The following is a 16829-nucleotide window of genomic DNA, read 5'->3' as shown; positions in this document are numbered from 1 at the left end:
CGTCCTCAGCCTGCCGACAACACGGCCGTCGGGCAAGCGCCGTGCGACCGCGTCCCGGTGGTGGGCTCGACCCGTCGGGCCTGCCACGGGAGAATGGGTCGAGTGATTCCCCCCGATCCCGAGCTCTCGCCCCGCCGCGCCGCGCGCGCGGAGGCCGAGCGATTGGCGACGGCGGCGTTGCCGGTGCAGTCCGCCGCACCCGCCGAGGTCTCACCCGCCGAGGTCTCGCCCGACGAGGTCGCCGCCGCCGACGGCCCGACCCGTCGCGAGCGGAGGGCGGTCACGACGACACCTTCCGGCATCCGGGCGCTCGTGGCCGCGCGTGGGCTGCCCCTCGCCGTCCGACGTCGCCGCGCGAGCGTGCTGGCGGCCGCCGTCGTGGTCGCGGTGGCGGGGGTCGTCGCCATCGGCGCCGCCGCGACCGCGGGCGGGCGCGACGAGGGCGAGGCGGCGCCGGGGGAGGCGACGACGACCGTTGTCCAGGGCCCACCCGCCGTCCCCGCCGGAGGTCTTCCCGTTCCGCAGCTCGCGGCCGTCGCCGCGACCGCCACTCCCTGCGACGACCCGGCGTTCACCGCGGCTCTGGCGTCGGGCGACGACACCGCCGTCATCGCGGCCGCCGGGGGCGGAAGCGCCTTCCGCGCAGCGGTGGCATCCGGGATCGCGCCGTGCGTGTCGTTGTCGGACCCGAACCGTGAATGGGTCGTCGTCAACAAGCAACGCCCGCTCGACCCGGTCGACTACCGCGCCGGCGACCTCGTCATGCCTGCGAACGTGCGCGCCCTCGAAGATTCGGCGCTCCGGGCACGGGCGGCGGGTGCGCTGACCGAGATGGTGCGTGCCGCCTCCGACGCCGGGGCGGGTGAGATCGGATACCTCAGCGCCTTCCGCTCCTACTCGACGCAGCAGTCGACGTACGCCGGCCGCGTCTCGGTGGGTGGGGTCGAGGAAGCGGATCGCGAGAGCGCGCGTGCCGGCTTCAGCGAACACCAGACGGGACTGGCCGTCGACATCGTGCCGTGCGACGGCTCGTGCGCGACCCTCGACGACGTGGCGGGTTCACCGCAGGGCGCGTGGGTACGCGATCACGCCTGGGAGTTCGGCTTCATCACGCGCTACGCCGAGGGGCGCGAGAGCGTCAGCGGCTACGAGCCCGAGGCGTGGCACCTGCGCTACATCGGCCCCGAGCTCGCCCGCGCCTACCACGAGGGCGGCTACACCACGCTCGAGGAATTCTTCGGCCTGCCCGCCGCTCCGACGTATTGACGATGGATGCCGGGCACCCCGGCATCCACGCCGCCTCGCCCTGTCGGGAACGCGGGCCGCGGCCCGGCACCGTGCTGCCCGCCGCGGACCAGTGTGCGCCGACAACCGAAGCATCGATCCGGCGCGACACGGAGGGGTCCCTTCAGCCGCGGATCTCGAACGCGGCGACGGCGCTGTCGGCGGCCTCCGCCAGGATCCGCCTCATGGCAGCGGGATCGTGGGCGAAGCGGCCCAGGAAGACCCCGTCGACGTCACCCCGGAGCTCGGGGAGCGTGCCCTCCCCGGCGGCGCCGCCGTAGATGACACGGGCGCTCCGACCGCTCGGCACCGCCGTCGAGAGGGCTTCGCGCAATGCCGCCGCGACGGTACGGACGTGCGCGGGGTCAGCGGGGCGCTCGGCACCGATCGCCCAGACGGGCTCGTACGCCACAACGATGTCCCCGGCGAACTGCGCGGCGCGCAGCATGCGCGCGACCTTCTCGCGGCACCAGGCCGCGGCATCCGCGGCCGAACCGGGGGTCGGCTCGCCGACGCAGAGCAGGGGGATCAATCCGTGCCGCTGCGCAAGGCGGATCTTCTCGACGATGTCGGCCTCCGTCTCACCGAAGAGGTTTTCGCGCTCCGCGTGCCCGATCTCGACGTACCGGCATCCCACCTCCCGGATCTGAGGGGCCGTCACCTCGCCGGTGAACGCGCCCCCCTCCGCGGAGTGCAGGTTCTGCGCGCCGATGGAGAGCCGCCCCCCGGCGGCGTCGACCGCGCCGGGGATCGACAGGAACGAGGGGAAGACGACGACCTCGACCCCGTGAGGAATCGGTGCGCCGGCCACCGCCCGAACCCAGTCGATCGCCGTGGCGTGGGAAAGATACGCCTTGAAACTGACGGCGACGACGACAGGGGCCACGCTCACGAGTCCCGGTCGTCTCTGTTCTCGTACTGCGAGAGGATGCGTACCTTCTCCGCGGAGGCCGACGACTCGTCGAACGTGTACGAGAGCCATTCCCGAACGAGTCGACGCGCCAATTCGAGACCGATGACCCGCTGTCCGAGCGTGAGCACCTGGGCATTGTTCGACAGCACGCCGCGCTCGACCGAGAAGCTGTCGTGGGCGGTCACGGCCCGGATGCCGGGCACCTTGTTCGCCGCGATGGCGACACCCAGGCCCGTGCCGCAGATGAGCAGGGCGCGGTCCGCCTCGCCGCGGGCGACACGCTCGGCCGCCTCGACGGCGATCACCGGATAGGCCGTGTGTCCGTCATCCGCGACGCCGACATCATCGACGACCTCGACCCGCGGGTCGTTCTGGAGGTCTGCCTTGAGCGCGGTCTTGTAGTCGTAGCCGGCGTCGTCGGAGCCGACGACGATGCGCAGAGGGGTCATGAGTGTGCACCTTCGGTGAGTGTGGGCAGGAGGGTGGTGACGGCGACGTTCGCCAGGAGGGCGAAGGAGACGGCGCCGGGATCGGGGTGCCCGATGCCCTTGTCGCCGTGTGCCCGGGCGCGGCCCGTCCGGGCTCCCAACCGGGCGGTCTCGGCGGCACCCCGTGAGGCCGCGCCCGCTGCCGCGAGCCACGCGGCGGAACGGTCGCCGCCTCGAGCGGCGAGGGCTTTGGCGAAGGGGGCGGCGGCATCCACCATCGTCTTGTCCCCGACGCGGGCCCCGCCCTTCTCGCGGATGGCGGCGATGCCCGCGGCGACCGCGGTGGCGATGTCCGCCTCCGTGGCGTCGTCGCAACGCGAGAGGTGGGCCGCGGCGGTCCGCAAGCCGAGCCCCCAGAGGGCTCCGGACGTGCCACCCGCCTTCTCGGCCCAGGCGCGTCCCGCGGCATCCAGGGTCCCCGCCAGTCCCTTGCTGTGCCGGACCGAGAGGGCGGCAGCCGAGGCGGCGGCCGTGATCCCCCGCTGCATGCCGATGCCATGGTCGCCGTCGCCGGCGATGGAGTCGAGACGCCCCAGATCGTCGACCTCCGCGTCGATCGCAGCCGCACCGGCGGCGAATGCACGCGAGACGGCCATCGCCAGGGCCCGGTCTCGATCGGACGTCGCGTCCCCGCCGTCGACGGGTTCGTCGACGGCCGTACCCTCGACGTCGTCGGCGAGCCGGGTGGCATCGGGCGGGGGAGTGGCGCCCGTTCGCAGGGACGGCGTCCAGACGGGGGCGCACCACGCCGCCTCCAGCTCGTCGGTGAGCCAGACCAGCGTGAGTGAGACACCCGCCATCTCGAAGCTCGTGACGAACTCGCCGACCTGCGGTGCCACGAGGTCGTATCCCCGGGCGAGGAGGTGGCGCCGCACACCGGCGAAGTACACGAAGAGCTCTTCACCCTTCACGGAGCCCAGCCCGTTGACGATGACGCCGAGCCGTCGCCCGGCGTCGGCGGGGCTCTCCTCCAGGAGGCGGTCGATCATCATCGCGGCCGTCTCGTCGGCGTTGGCGACAGGGAGCTCGTCGAGACCGGGTTCGCCGTGGATGCCGATACCGAGCCCCATCCGCCCGTCGGGGATCGTGAACAGGGGCTGATCGGCCCCGGGGAGCGTGGAGCCGGTATAGGCGACCCCGAGCGTGCGCGTGCGGGCGTTCGCGAGCTGAGCGACCTCGGCGACGTCATCGAGCGTGCGGCCCTGCTCAGCGGCCCAGGCGGCGGCCTTGAAGACGACGAGGTCACCCGCCAGGCCACGGCGGCGGTGCTGCTCATCGGGCCCCGCGCTGGCGATGTCGTCGGTGACGGCGACACTGCGGCACGGGATGCCGTCGGCGCGCAGCTCTGCCTGAGCGCTGTCGAAGTTGAGCACGTCGCCGGCGTAGTTGCCGTACGCGAGAAGGACTCCCGCTCCGGTGTCGACCGCGCGCGCGGCGGCCTCCACCTGCGCCGCGGACGGCGAGGCGAAGACGCCGCCCATGGCTGCCGCGTGGGCGAGGCCGGGTCCCACCAGCCCCGCGAACGCGGGGTAATGGCCTGATCCGCCGCCCACGACGACGGCGACGTGGCCCTCGGGCGCGGCGTGGCGTCGTGCCACGCCGCCGCTCACGCGGCGGACGAGGTCGCTGTGGACGGCGACGAAGCCGTCGATCATCTCCTCGCGGAAAACTGACGGGTCGTTGTGCAGGTAACTCATGGGGCCTCTCATCCGAGTCCGTGGTGCGCCATCGCACCTCCGAACAGCATACGTATTTTATATAGAAAAGAGGAAATTAAAGATCGAATCGAGTGCACCCGATCCCAGTAGGCTGAGGCCGACAGGGGGTCGATCGATGAGTTTGTTCCAGGAAAGCGTGCCGATCACGGGCGCTGTCGAACGACGTGTGCTGCGTGACCGCGTCTATGACGTCATCCTCGACCGCCTGATGAACGGCGAGGTGCAACCGGGCGTCCGCCTGGGCATCGACATCCTCGCCAAGGAGCTCGACGTCTCGCCGACACCTGTGCGCGAGGCGCTCGTGCAGCTGGAGCGCACCGGTCTCGTGTCACGCGAAGCGCGACGGGGGTACCGCGTTGCGGCACCGCTCTCCGTTGCGCAGACGGCGGAACTCTTCGACGCGCGCATCGTGATCGAGACCGGGGCCGCCGCCTTGGCTGCGCCACGGGCGGGGGAGTTGCTGCCCCGACTCGTCGAAGCGGAGGAGCGTCACCACCGCACTGCCGACGCCGTCCTCGAGCTCGACGACGACGATCCGCGCATGGCGGCTCGACTGTCCGAGTACTTCGACGCCGACTGGCGCTTCCACCAGGCCATCTTCGACCGGTGCGAGAACACGCACCTGCAGCAGATGGCCGAGTCCCTGGGGACGCACATGCATCGGCGTCGGCAGAGCTCCATGGGCCGCACCAATGATGTGGCGTTCGCCGTGGCCGAGCACGACGCGATCGTCGATGCCTTCCGGGTGGGCGAGGTCGCGGGCATCGTGGATGCGATGCGGTCGCACGTCAGCAACGTCAAGGCCCGCGCGATCGAATCGGCACGCGCCGCCGAAGCCGGCTGAGACGCGATCCCCTCGCGTCGTCGCGGGGCGCGGTGGCGGACGCCCCTTGCGCTTCTCTCAATTTTATATAGGATCTTTTTAATCGCGACCCCGCGGTGGCCTCACGACGAAGTGATCACATGCAAACGACTCCTCTTTCCTGGCAGCTTGCGAGCTGTGTGCTCGGGCTGTCAGCGACAGATCCCCACGGACGCCCCGCCACGTCCGCCGATGCGGGCTTCTGGTTCGAGCAGTTGGGTGATGTCGCCGCAGAGGGGTTCGGCGCCGTCGAGATCAGCGACGCGTGGATCCGGGTGGCCGATCTGACGGCATCCCGACGGTCCGAGCTCGTGAGCGTCACGCGTTCGGTGGGGCTCGACATCCCCGCACTGCACGTGCAGCGGGCGAGCGTCATCGCCCCCGACCGCGGCGAGCAGAACCTCGCCTACCACCACGCCTCCCTCGATGCCGCGGCCGAACTCGGCGTGAGCGTGTACTCCACGGGCCTGCACCACCCGTTCTCGCCGCAGCAGGAACGGGCGCTGTGGTTCTGGACGGCACCCGGCCCCCGCGACCCCGATGACGACGACATGCGCGCGCTCGCCGTGCGGCGCATCCGCGAGCTCGGCGTCCACGCCGCAGAACTCGGTCTGGAGCTCTCGCTCGAGCTCTACGAAGACACCTACCTGGGGACCGGGGCCGGCGCCGTGCGGTTCGTCGAGGAGGTCGGGCTCACCAACGTCGGTTTGAACCCCGACGTCGGCAACCTCATCCGTCTCCACCGACCCGTCGAGTCCTGGCTCGAGCTCTACGAGACCACTCTGCCGTACGCCAACTACTGGCACGCCAAAAACTATCTGCGCGACGAGACCCCCGACGGCGAGCACATCGCCACTGCACCCAGCACCCTGCGAGACGGCGTCATCAACTATCGCGTCGTCCTCGATATCGCCCGCCGCGTCGGATACCGGGGCGTCATCACCTGCGAGCACTACGGCGGCGACTCGCTCAGCGTCTGCGGCGCGAATCGCCGCTACCTCACCCACCTCATGTCGCGACGAAGCGTCGCGTCGCCGAGCCGGACGGGCATCACCGACGCCGCGGCATCCATCGAAAGGACTCCATCGCTGTGACCGAGAACACTCCCCGTATCGCCCTCATCTTCGGCGACCCCGCCGGGGTCGGCCCGGAACTGGTCGCCCGGCAGTTGGCGACGCCCGAGACGCGCGGACGCGCAGAGATCTTCCTCATCTCCGACGAGCAGGAGTTGACCGATGCCATGACCGACGCGGGCGTCGACTTCGCGTGGTCGCCCGAACGCGGCACCGGGCTTCCGACCCTGGTCGACAACAGCGCTCACCGCCCGGTCGACCGTTTCGAGCGCGGTGTCGCCACCCGGGAGGGCGGACAGTGGGCGATGTCCAACCTGCGGCGCGCGCTCGAGATGGCCAAGGCGGGGGAGATCGACGCGATCGTCTTCGCTCCGCTGAACAAGACGTCGCTGCACCTCGCGGGTATGACCGAGAACGACGAGATGGCGTGGTTCGAGACCGTCCTCGACGACGGCACCGCCGCGACGGAGCTCAACATCCTCCCCGAACTCGTCACGGGCCGGGTCACCTCGCACGTCCCCCTCTCCCAGGTGGCGGACAACATCTCCTTCGACCTCGTCGTCGAGCGCGGTCAGCTCCTCGAAGAGGTGCTGAAGGGCCGCGGCATCGCCAACCCTCGCATCGGCGTCTGCGCGCTCAATCCGCACGCCGGCGAGAACGGTACGTTCGGGCGCGAGGAGATCGACGTCATCGCCCCCGCCGTCGAAGAACTCAAGAACCGCGGAGTGGATGCCGCCGGCCCGTTCCCGAGCGACACGATCTTCATCCACGCGCGCGACGGCGCGTTCGACGGCATCCTGACCATGTATCACGACCAGGGGCAGATCGCGGTGAAGCTCCTCGGCTTCGACCGTGGCGTCACCATGGCCGGCGGCCTGAGCGTGCCGGTCTGCACTCCCGCACACGGGACGGCGTTCCCGCTCGTCGGCCGGCGCGCGGTCAACACGGGCGCCTACGAGAACGCGTTCTCCGTCGCTGTCGGCGTCGGCGCGCGTCGACGTGCAGCAACGCTCGCGACCTCCTGACACCACCGCCCTCTCCTCCGCCGCGGCTGTTTCGCGGCACGGCACTCGCTCACCCTTTCTCGCCACTCTGCTTTCACCACTCTGCTTTCACCACTCCAACGAAGGATCATTGTGAAACTCACCCGTATCGGCCTGCCCGTGATCGGCCTGTCGGCCCTCGCTCTCGTGGGATGCGGCGCCACCGCCGGCACCGGCGGCGACTCCGGACCCGGAAGCGCGGTCATGATCGTCCCCTTCTCGGCGGGAGGCGGCTCCGACGTGTCGGGCCGCGCGATCGCCTCCGGCCTCGAGGAGGCGGCCGGGGTCAACATCACCACCGAGAACCGCGAGGGAGGATCCGGCGCGGTCGGCTACTCCTACTTCCTCGGCCAGCAGGGCAACGAAGGAATCCTGCTCGCTTCCGAGACCGCGCTGCTGGCGCTCCCTCTCACGCAGGACGTGCAGTTCGATTACACCTCGTTCACGCCCATCATGAAGCTCGGTGACGACTACACCCTCCTCGTCGTCCGTGACGATTCGCCGTTCGAATCCTGCGAGCAGGTCGTCGACACCGCCGAGTCCGAACGCGTCATCGCGGCCGTCTCCGGAGCGACGAGCCTCGACGAGATCGTCTTCACGCTCGTCGAGCAGGACCAGGACGTGACCTTCGACCGCGTTCCGTACGAGTCGGGCAGCGAAGTGCTCGCCGGTCTTCTCGGCGGAACGGTCGACGTGGCCTCCCTGAACCCCAGCGAAGTGCTGGGCCAGATCGAATCCGGCGACCTGCGAGCCCTCTGCGCCTTCGCCGACGACCGATACGAGTACGAGGCACTCTCCGACATCCCCACCGCGTCGGAGCAGGGCATCGACGTCGCCTTCGCCCAGTACCGCGGCTTCATCGCACCCGGCGGTATCAGCGAGGAGGCCCGGCAGTTCTGGATCGATGCGGCCGAGGAGTTCGCGACGAGCGACGCCTACACCGAGTACATCGAGAGCAACCTCATGCAGCCCGACGCCGCGTACGGCGACGACTTCGTCGCCTATCTCGAGGGCAACAACGCAGACCTCGAGGCCGTGCTCCGATGACCGGTGTGCTCCGCAGGGCCAACATCGTCGCCTCCGCGACGGTGGCCCTGCTGGGCGCGGCGGCCGTGATCGGAGCCGCGTCCTACGGCTACGTCGACGACGAGGGATTGGTCGACGCCGGCTTTCTCCCGGCCTTATGCGGAGCGGTCGTGTTCGTCCTGGCGCTGGTGGACCTGGTGCATCAGATCCGCAGGCGACCCGAGATCGAGACGCTCGCCGAGGAGGTGTCCGACTCGATCCTGGAGTCGGCACCCGCGACGACGGACCGTGTGCAGACCTCGCCCGAGCTCGACATCTTCGGTCGGGATCAGCGCGCCCGCAACCGTCAGCTCGTCCTCGTCATCGCCGCCCTGCTGGCGGCGATCCTGCTCGTGCCGCTGATCGGGCTGCTGCTGGCGCTGGCGAGCCTCATGATCTTCGTCTCGATCGTCGTCGAGCACCGCCGCATCCTGTCCACCGTGATCATCACGGCCGTCACGGTCGCGTTGTTCCACGTCGTCTTCCGCGTCTTCCTCGGTGTGCCCCTGCCCACCGGACTGCTAGGGGTGCTGTAGATCATGTTCGACAACCTTCTGCTGGGCTTCCAGACAGCTCTCACCTTCGAGAACATCCTCTGGTGCTTCGTCGGGGTGCTCGCGGGAACCATCATCGGCCTCCTCCCGGGGCTGGGGTCCACGACCGGCGTCGCTGTTCTGCTTCCGCTGACGTTCGCGCTCGAGCCGGTCACCGCGCTGATCATGCTCGCCGGCATCTATTACGGCGCGCAGTACGGCGGGACGATCACTTCCGTGCTCATCTCGACGCCGGGGGAGGCCGCGAGCGTGGTGACCACACTCGACGGCTATCAGATGGCTCGAAAGGGGAGAGCGGGCGCAGCCCTGGCCATCTCGGCCATCGGGTCGTTCGTGGCGGCGATCCTCTCTCTCGTCCTCTTGATGACCCTGGCGCCTCCGCTGGCGCAGCTCGCCCTGGCATTCGGACCGGTCGAGAATCTCGCGATCATGATCCTCGGTCTGGTCATCGTGGTGACCTTCCAGGGTGGGGCGCTGATCCGTGGCGCCATGATGGCCGTCCTCGGACTGCTCCTGTCGACGGTAGGCGTGGCATCCGGTTTCAGTGACGCCCGCTTCACCTTCGGCGACGTCAACCTGTTGGGCGGCATCCCCTTCGTCGAGGTCATGATCGGCCTCTTCGCTCTGGGGGAGGTGCTGCGGCAGATCCGTGTGGGTGCGGCCGCTCCGATCCGGGCGCGGTTCCGCGACATGGTGATCTCGCGTCGCGAGATCATGCAGAGCGGTCCGGCGATCCTTCGTGGGAGCGGCATCGGCTTCCTTCTGGGCATCCTGCCGGGCGCCGGGTCCACCCTCGCCTCATTCATGGCCTACGGCATCGAGCGCCGCGTCTCGCGCAACGGCGCGTCGTTCGGTCGCGGTGCGATCGAGGGAGTGGCGGCACCGGAGAGCGCGAACAACGCGGCTGCGAACGCGAACTTCGTGCCCACACTGTCACTCGGCATCCCCGGTGGGGCGACGACCGCGGTCCTGCTCGGCGCGTTCACCGTCTACGGGCTGCAGCCTGGACCGCTGCTGTTCGAGACGCAGCCCGCGCTGGTCTGGGGTCTGCTGGTGTCGTTCTTCATCGGCAACGTCATCCTGCTGCTGCTGAACCTGCCGCTGGCACCGGTGTTCGCTCAGATGCTGCGGATCCCGTACGGCTACCTCTACCCGATCATCCTGCTGACCAGCATCATCGGAGCCTTCTCCGTGTCGAACAACATGTTCAGCGTCTGGATCGTGCTGGTCTTCGGCCTGGTCGGCTGGCTGATGAAGGAGCTCGACCTGCCCATCGCGCCCCTGGTGCTCGGGTTGGTCCTCGGACCGCTGTTCGAGAAGGCGCTCGTGCAGACCTCGGCGCTGGGCGAGGGCAACTTCGGCATCATGCTGCAGAGCCCGACCGCTCTCGGTGTGCTGGTGTTCGCCGCGCTGCTGATCGTCGTCCCGCCGGTCGTCTCGCGAGCGCGGGCGCGGCGCACGCCGCGCGAGCATCAGAGCGTCTGAGGCCGGGAGGCGGTTCACACCGCCATCACCGGTGCGGGAGGGAGGGGCCGGCAGGGTTGCCGACCCCTCCGACGTGTCAGCGCCCGGCGGCTCCCGCGAGGCAGCGAGCAGCCGAGGCGAGGTCCGCCCCGGTCAGTTCACGACGCCCGCGCTGCAGGTCTGCTGCGCCGCGCTCGAACCGCTGATCGAGGGCGGCAGCGCGACCGCGCCGCTCGAGGGGTCGATGTCGCCCGGCTCGACCTCCTCGGCGGGCACGGCGTCCTCCGTCGGCGAGGCGTCGGGGGCGGGTGTCGGGTCCGCGACGACCGTGCCGCCGTTGACGGCGACGTCACCCGTGACCTCGATGGCCTGGTTGGCGGCGAGGGCGTCCCAGAGCACCTCCGCGGCGGAATAGTCGGGCGCGACGCGATTGGCGTCCGACGGCGCCTCGACCGTGGGGTACTGCACGAACACGATGTCCTCGAACGGGACGTCCTTCACCGCCTGCGCCACCTGCACCAGCGTGAGGGGGTTGGTCAGGCTCTGCGTGGGCGTGACGTTCCGGAGCCCTGTGGATGCCAGGCGGAACAGCGTCGCGGGGTTCGACAGCACCTCCTCGCTGACGAGCTTGCGCGCGAGCCGCGACATGTACTGCTGTTGATTGCTCACGCGCGCCAGGTCGCTGCCGCCCACGCCGTAGCGGGTGCGGAGGAACTGCAGGGCTTCGATGCCTTGGATGGTGCGCGGACCGGCCTTCCAGTCGATGCCGGTGTTCTCGTCGCGCATGTCGCTGGCGAGGCAGATCTCCACCCCGCCGATCGCGTTGGTGATCTCGATGACCCCGCCGAAGGTGACCATCGCCCCGAACTGGATCTGCTGCCCGCTCATGTCGGAGATGGCGGTGATCACGCACGACAGTCCGCCGTACGTGTAGAGCTCGTTGATCTGCAGGGAGCCCCCGTCGAACCGGCCGCCGTCGGAGGTGTCGCACGCCGGGGCTTCGAACACCAGGTCGCGGGGGAACGACACGACGGTCACCTTGCGAGGCGCGTCCGAGATGTGCACGAGGATGTTGACGTCGTTGAGCCGCCCCTCGGAGTCGGGCCCTTCGCACCGCTCGCCGAAGAGCGCGATCAGGTTCTCCTCGCAGGCGTCGATGCCGACGACCATCATGTTGACGCCGCCTTCGAGCTGACCGAGATCGGGCGGCACCGGGGGCTGATTCTGGACGACGACGGCTTCCTCGACGAACTCCGCCGTGAGGTCGTACGCGGTGTACGACACGACGCCGATCACCGAGACGACCGCGACCACGACGGCCACGGCGACGAGCGTCGCGAGTTGGCCGAGGGGATGGGGGGAGGGCAGGTGTGCGTGCTGTGCGACGGTGCGACGGCGCCGGGGCATGGCGGCTCCTCCTCGGTTTCGTCGCAGTCTAGGTGGGGCATGGCGCGATTCGGGCGAACGCGGGCGGCCACCTCGAGCCCCGCATGGTGGGGGCCCAGGACCAATGAACCATCGGCACATTTCCGGCCTGTGACATTCGTCTATGCGGCGACTTTTTCTGTTGATGATGAATATGCCGTGAGTTAGGTTTGTGCAACGCGCGTCGCTGATGCCGCGCACATCGCTCACGACATCCCCCAATTGGAGCGCAAAATGGGTCGAACCCTGCGTTCGGTCACGGCTATCGCCGTGGCCGGCCTGTTCACCGCGGCCGGAGTCACGCCCGCGCTGGCCGCCGAGGTGGGCGAGGGGGTGACGCCTCCCACACCCATCGAGTCCGCCACGGGCAGCTACATCGTCGTGCTCGACGACGCCCCCGTCGCCACGTACGACGGCGGTGTGCCCGGTTTCGACGCCACGAAGTCCGACGACGCGCGGCTTGATCCCACCACCCCCGAGGTGCGGGAGTATTCGGCCTTCCTCGAGCAGCGGCAACAGGACGTCGCACGGGAGGTCGGAGTCCAGGCCGACGCGACCTACACGGTGGCGGTGAACGGCTTCAGCGCGCAGATGGACCCCAACCAGGCCGCGAAGCTCGCCGCGACCGACGGCGTCCTGAAGGTCGTGCCCGACGAGATCCGCCACCCTCACGCCGTCCCCTCGACCGAGTTCCTCGGCCTCGAGGGCGACAATGGCGTGTGGCAGCGCGTCGGCGGCACGGATGCCGCGGGCGAGGGCGTCGTGGTCGGCGTCATCGACACCGGCATCGCCCCGGAGAACCCCTCGTTCGCGGGCGACCCTCTGGGCACCACCCCCGGTGACGAGCCGTACATCGACGGCAACGACGTCGTCTACCGCAAGGCGGACGGCACCGACTTCCGCTCGGCTCGGGTCGCCGAGGGCAACGGCTGGTCGTCGTCGGACTACACCACCAAGCTCGTCGGCGCGAAGTACTTCGACACGGGCGCTGCCGCGTCCGGGTTCACGTTCGAGGCGGACTACCGCTCCCCGCGCGACGGCGACACGCACGGTTCGCACACCGCCGGCACCGCCGCCGGCAACAACGGTGTCGACGCCACCGTGGAGGGTCTCGACTTCGGCGCCGTCTCCGGCGTCGCCCCGGCCGCCAAGGTCGCGGCGTACAAGGCGTGCTGGGCCGGCCCTGACCCGCTGGTGACGTCCGACGACGTCTGCGCCCTCAGCGACCTGCTCGGCGCGATCAACGCCGCCGTCACCGACGGTGTCGACGTGATCAACTACTCCATCGGCGGGGGAGCGGCCAGCTCGACATTCGCGCTCGAAGACCAGGCGTTCTTCAACGCCGCCGCCGCGGGCATCTTCGTCGCCGTCTCGGCGGGCAACTCCGGTCCCGGCGCCTCGACGGCCGATCACGCCTCGCCGTGGTACACCACGGTCGCCGCCTCGACGATCCCGACCTACGAGGGCACCGTGACGCTGCCAAACGGCTTCGAAGCCGCCGGCGCCTCCATCTCGGTCCCCGCCGACCAGGAGGTCATGGCTCCCGTGGTCTACGCCGGCGACGTCGCGGCATCCGGAGCCGACCCCGCGCAGGCGGCGCTGTGCTTCCTCGGAACGCTCGACCCCGCGAAGGTCGCGGGCAAGATCGTGGTGTGCGACCGCGGGCAGAACGCCCGTGTCGAGAAGTCGGAAGAGGTGAAGAACGCCGGCGGCGTGGGCATGATCCTCGTCAACGTCACCCCCGCGTCGGTCGACAACGACTTCCACTCCGTGCCGACGGTGCACCTCGACGCGCAGTATCGCGACGCGCTGCTGTCGTACGTGCGCGAGACCCCGGATGCCACGGCGACCCTCATCGGCGAGAACATCACCGACGAGGTCACCCCCACGCCGCAGGTCGCGGGCTTCTCCAGCCGCGGACCGATGCTGGCCGACGGCAGCGACATCCTGAAGCCGGACGTCTCGGCTCCCGGTGTCGCGATCCTCGCCGCCGCGGCCAACGCGCCCGGCGCCGACCCGGCGTACGAGTTCCTGTCGGGCACCTCGATGTCGTCCCCGCACGTCGCGGGCCTCGCCGCCCTCTACTTCGGGGAGCGTCCGCGGGCCACGCCCGCCGAGGTGAAGTCGGCGATGATGACCACGGCGTACGACACCGTCGACGCCGAAGGCGCCGATGTGGAGGATCCGTTCGCGCAGGGTGCCGGCCACGTCGATCCCACGAAGTACTTCGACCCGGGTCTGCTCTATCTGAACGGTTCCGCTGACTGGGCGGCTTTCCTGCAGGGCAAGGGACTCTACGACTTCGGCGTCGAACCCATCGACGGCAGCGACCTGAACCTCGCGTCGATCTCCATCGGCTCGCTGGCCAAGCCGCAGACGGTCACCCGCACGGTCACCTCGACGCAGGCGGGCAGCTTCACGGCATCCATCGAGGTGCCCGGAGTGGATGCCGTCGTCGAGCCGTCGACGCTGGACTTCGCCGCCGCCGGGGAGGAGCAGACCTTCACGGTGACGTTCACCCGCACGACCGCTCCGGCCGAGCAGTGGACGACCGGGTTCCTCACGTGGACGAGCGGGGACACCCAGGTGCGCTCGCCCATCGCGATCCACCCGGCCACCGCCGAGGCGCCCGCGGAGGTGTCGGGCACCGGAGCATCGGGCAGCACGAACGTCGAGATCCTCCCCGGCTTCACCGGAGAGCTGCCGCTGACGCTGTCGGGCCTGACGGCGGAGACGCTGCTCACCGACGCCGACAACCCCGTCGAGGGCCACAGCGGAAACCAGGACTCCGGTGACGCCGACGGCTACGTGCGGTGGATCGTCGACGTTCCCGAGGGCACGACGCTCTCGCGTTTCGACCTCGACTCCTCGGACGACGACGGCAGCGACCTCGACCTGTTCGTCTCGCGCGTCGTCAGCCCCGACGACCTGCGGTACTACGAGCGGTTCACCTCGGCGACCGCCTCGGCCGACGAGCGAGTGTCGCTTCCTGATCCCACCCCGGGCACGTACCTCGTCGAGGCGAACGTCTATTCGTTCACCGCGCCCTTCACGTGGGACATGACCTACGCCAACGTCGCCCCCGGCGGCGAGGGTCAGCTGACGGCCACCCCCAACCCGCTGACCGTCGAGCAGGGCACCCCGGTGGCCTACGACCTGTCGTGGCAGGGACTCGCGCCCGCGACGCGCTACCTCGGCGTCGTGACCTACGGCGAGTCCTCGGTGCAGACGGTGCTCACCGTGGACTCCGGAGAGGCGGCGCCCGTCGCCGTCGAGGCGCCGACCGTGTCGGGGACCGCAGCGCTGAACCGCACCCTGCAGGCCACGCCCGGTACCTGGAACCCCGCCGAGGTGACCACCACCTACCAGTGGCTCCGAGACGGTGAACCGATCGAGGGCGCCACGTCGCAGACGTACCGTGTGCAGCGCGCCGACCTCGGCCGTGTGCTGAGCGTGCGGGTGACCGCGACCTCGACGGCCACGGGCCTCACGGGAACCGCCGACAGCGCGGGCGTGCCGGCCGTCGTGTCCTCGCGCACGCAGGTCACGGTGAGCCCCTGGGTGGGTCGCACGAGCGACACGTACAAGGTCACCGTGCGCGTCAGCCCGGCCGCGGGCCCCGCGGCGCAAGGCGATGTGACCGTGACCGTGGCGGGCAAGGCGTACACCGCCACCCTCCAGAGCGGCCGCGCGACCATCACCCTCGACCCGCAGACGCGCGGCGCCAAGGTGGTGAAGGTCAGCTACGGCGGCAGCACCACCGTGCAGTCCTCCAACGCCGTCAGCGCGTTCATCGTGCTGCGGTAGTCACCGCTCGATCACTGCGGCGCCCGGGCTTCGGCTCGGGTGCCGCTGTGTTGTCGCGGGTGAACGGTCTGCGGTCGACCTCAGTCGCTGCGCGTGCCGCGGTCGGGGCATGAAGCCGGAGTCGACGTGACGCGGGTCGACCGGACACGGGTGAGACGTTGAAGGAGTGCGCAGGCAGGGCGTGTGAATGTCCCGAAGATGAACCGTGGCCGCGGCGCCGACCGTTACAGAGGACGCACCCAACGCGTCCGCGAGGACCAGAATCCACGTGAGACCTTTCTCCCCATGGAAGCGACATCGTCTTCTCGGTCGTGCGCAATGCACCACTCTCGCAGCGCCGAGAACGCTGAAACCGACAACCGACGGATAGGGCAGCGGGACCGCCCGATCCGTCAGCGAGAGGCTTTGTCCTCTCGCTCTCTCGGCGAGAGAACGTACCGGCGGAGGTCGTCGAGGGTCTGCTGCATGTGCCTGTCCATCGCGCGGCGCGATGCTTCGGGGTCGCCGCTGCGGAGTGCGTCGAGAACGTGTGCGTGCTCGACGAGGGCGTTCTGCTGGATCAGCGGCACGCGCGAGGTCTGCGCCCGCCGCTCCGAGAGCACCTCCGTGAGAGGCGCGAACATCACCGTGAGGAACGGGTTACGAGACGCCGCGAGGATGCGGTCGTGGAAGGACAGATCGGCGGCGACGAAGGATGCCAGATCGTCGGCCGCATGGGCCGTGCGCATCACCGCGAGGTCGGCGCCGATGGCATCCAGCTCGTCGGGCTGCGCACGCTCGGCCGCCAGGGCTGCGGCGCCGGTTTCGAAGATGCGCCGGAGTTCGATTAGCTGCTCCGCCGCGGAGGAGTCGCCGCTGGCCGAGGTGGCGGCCAGCACCGCGCTGAGCGACGTCCAGTGGGCGAGCGGTTGAACGAACGATCCGCGTCCGCTCTCGACACGCACGATGCCGCGTGTCTGCAGCACCTTCACCGCTTCGCGGACGGTGACCCGGCTCACCTCGAATCGCTCGCCGAGCTCGTTCTCGCTGGGCAGCGCCTCGTCGGCGACGAGACGGCGCGCGACGATGTCGTCGAACAGCCCGTCGACCACCTCGTCGACACGTGAGCGTCGTGCCATGGCATCCCCCTTCCG

Annotated in this window: 13 protein-coding genes; 8 read left to right on the top strand and 5 right to left on the bottom strand. The window is 69.9% G+C overall.

Annotated elements, in window-relative coordinates; translation table 11 throughout:
• Positions 1-102: 102 nt before the first annotated feature.
• A complete protein-coding gene (locus QE392_RS01650) occupies positions 103-1266 on the top strand; it encodes a M15 family metallopeptidase (RefSeq protein WP_307446937.1) in 1164 nt (387 codons plus the stop codon).
• Positions 1267-1408: 142 nt separating this feature from the next.
• Here QE392_RS01650 and QE392_RS01645 read toward each other — a convergent pair whose 3' ends face one another.
• Genes QE392_RS01645 through QE392_RS01635 form a run of 3 tightly spaced genes read right to left on the bottom strand, consistent with a single transcriptional unit; the run spans position 1409 to position 4382 of the window.
• Positions 1409-2176 (bottom strand): triose-phosphate isomerase, encoded by a 768-nt coding sequence (locus QE392_RS01645; RefSeq protein ID WP_307446934.1) that lies wholly within the window; start codon positions 2174-2176, stop codon positions 1409-1411.
• Positions 2173-2646 carry a ribose-5-phosphate isomerase gene (locus QE392_RS01640; RefSeq protein ID WP_307446929.1) on the bottom strand — a complete coding sequence of 158 codons (474 nt, stop codon included), beginning with the start codon at positions 2644-2646 and terminating at the stop codon, positions 2173-2175. Before QE392_RS01640 ends, QE392_RS01645 begins: the two co-directional genes overlap by 4 nt.
• Positions 2643-4382 (bottom strand): dihydroxyacetone kinase family protein, encoded by a 1740-nt coding sequence (locus QE392_RS01635; RefSeq protein ID WP_307446925.1) that lies wholly within the window; start codon positions 4380-4382, stop codon positions 2643-2645. Before QE392_RS01635 ends, QE392_RS01640 begins: the two co-directional genes overlap by 4 nt.
• A gap of 136 nt (positions 4383-4518) precedes the next feature.
• Here QE392_RS01635 and QE392_RS01630 point away from each other — a divergent pair, with 136 nt between their 5' ends.
• The 6 genes from QE392_RS01630 (at position 4519) to QE392_RS01605 (ending at position 10485) form a co-directional block, all read left to right on the top strand.
• On the top strand, positions 4519-5247 hold the full coding sequence (locus tag QE392_RS01630) for a GntR family transcriptional regulator (protein WP_307446922.1): 729 nt from the start codon (positions 4519-4521) through the stop codon (positions 5245-5247).
• A gap of 119 nt (positions 5248-5366) precedes the next feature.
• Positions 5367-6359 (top strand): sugar phosphate isomerase/epimerase family protein, encoded by a 993-nt coding sequence (locus QE392_RS01625; protein ID WP_307446919.1) that lies wholly within the window; start codon positions 5367-5369, stop codon positions 6357-6359.
• The gene (locus QE392_RS01620) at positions 6356-7363 is read left to right on the top strand and encodes a 4-hydroxythreonine-4-phosphate dehydrogenase PdxA (protein ID WP_307446914.1); all 1008 of its coding nucleotides are present in this window, start codon (positions 6356-6358) and stop codon (positions 7361-7363) included. Before QE392_RS01625 ends, QE392_RS01620 begins: the two co-directional genes overlap by 4 nt.
• A gap of 111 nt (positions 7364-7474) precedes the next feature.
• A complete protein-coding gene (locus QE392_RS01615; RefSeq protein ID WP_307446911.1) occupies positions 7475-8428 on the top strand; it encodes a tripartite tricarboxylate transporter substrate binding protein in 954 nt (317 codons plus the stop codon).
• Positions 8425-8982 (top strand): tripartite tricarboxylate transporter TctB family protein, encoded by a 558-nt coding sequence (locus tag QE392_RS01610; protein WP_307446908.1) that lies wholly within the window; start codon positions 8425-8427, stop codon positions 8980-8982. Before QE392_RS01615 ends, QE392_RS01610 begins: the two co-directional genes overlap by 4 nt.
• Before the next feature lie 3 nt (positions 8983-8985).
• The gene (locus tag QE392_RS01605; RefSeq protein ID WP_307446905.1) at positions 8986-10485 is read left to right on the top strand and encodes a tripartite tricarboxylate transporter permease; all 1500 of its coding nucleotides are present in this window, start codon (positions 8986-8988) and stop codon (positions 10483-10485) included.
• Positions 10486-10617: 132 nt separating this feature from the next.
• Here the strand turns inward: QE392_RS01605 and QE392_RS01600 are convergent, their stop codons facing one another.
• Positions 10618-11871, bottom strand: coding sequence for an LCP family protein (locus QE392_RS01600; protein WP_307446902.1), 1254 nt, complete (start codon positions 11869-11871; stop codon positions 10618-10620).
• A gap of 252 nt (positions 11872-12123) precedes the next feature.
• Between QE392_RS01600 and QE392_RS01595 the strand changes: the two genes are divergently transcribed.
• Complete coding sequence (locus tag QE392_RS01595) at positions 12124-15696, top strand: S8 family serine peptidase (RefSeq protein ID WP_307446898.1); 3573 nt, start codon at positions 12124-12126, stop codon at positions 15694-15696.
• A gap of 392 nt (positions 15697-16088) precedes the next feature.
• On the opposite strand, the gene QE392_RS01590 is transcribed toward QE392_RS01595, so the two are convergent.
• On the bottom strand, positions 16089-16814 hold the full coding sequence (locus QE392_RS01590) for a FadR/GntR family transcriptional regulator (protein ID WP_307446893.1): 726 nt from the start codon (positions 16812-16814) through the stop codon (positions 16089-16091).
• Between the last annotated feature and the right edge of the window lie 15 nt (positions 16815-16829).

This window comes from Microbacterium proteolyticum (assembly GCF_030818075.1).
Taxonomy (GTDB): Bacteria; Actinomycetota; Actinomycetes; order Actinomycetales; family Microbacteriaceae; genus Microbacterium; species Microbacterium proteolyticum_A.
The sequence above is the reverse complement of the archived record's forward strand: the minus strand, read 5'-3'. Positions and strand labels throughout refer to the sequence as shown.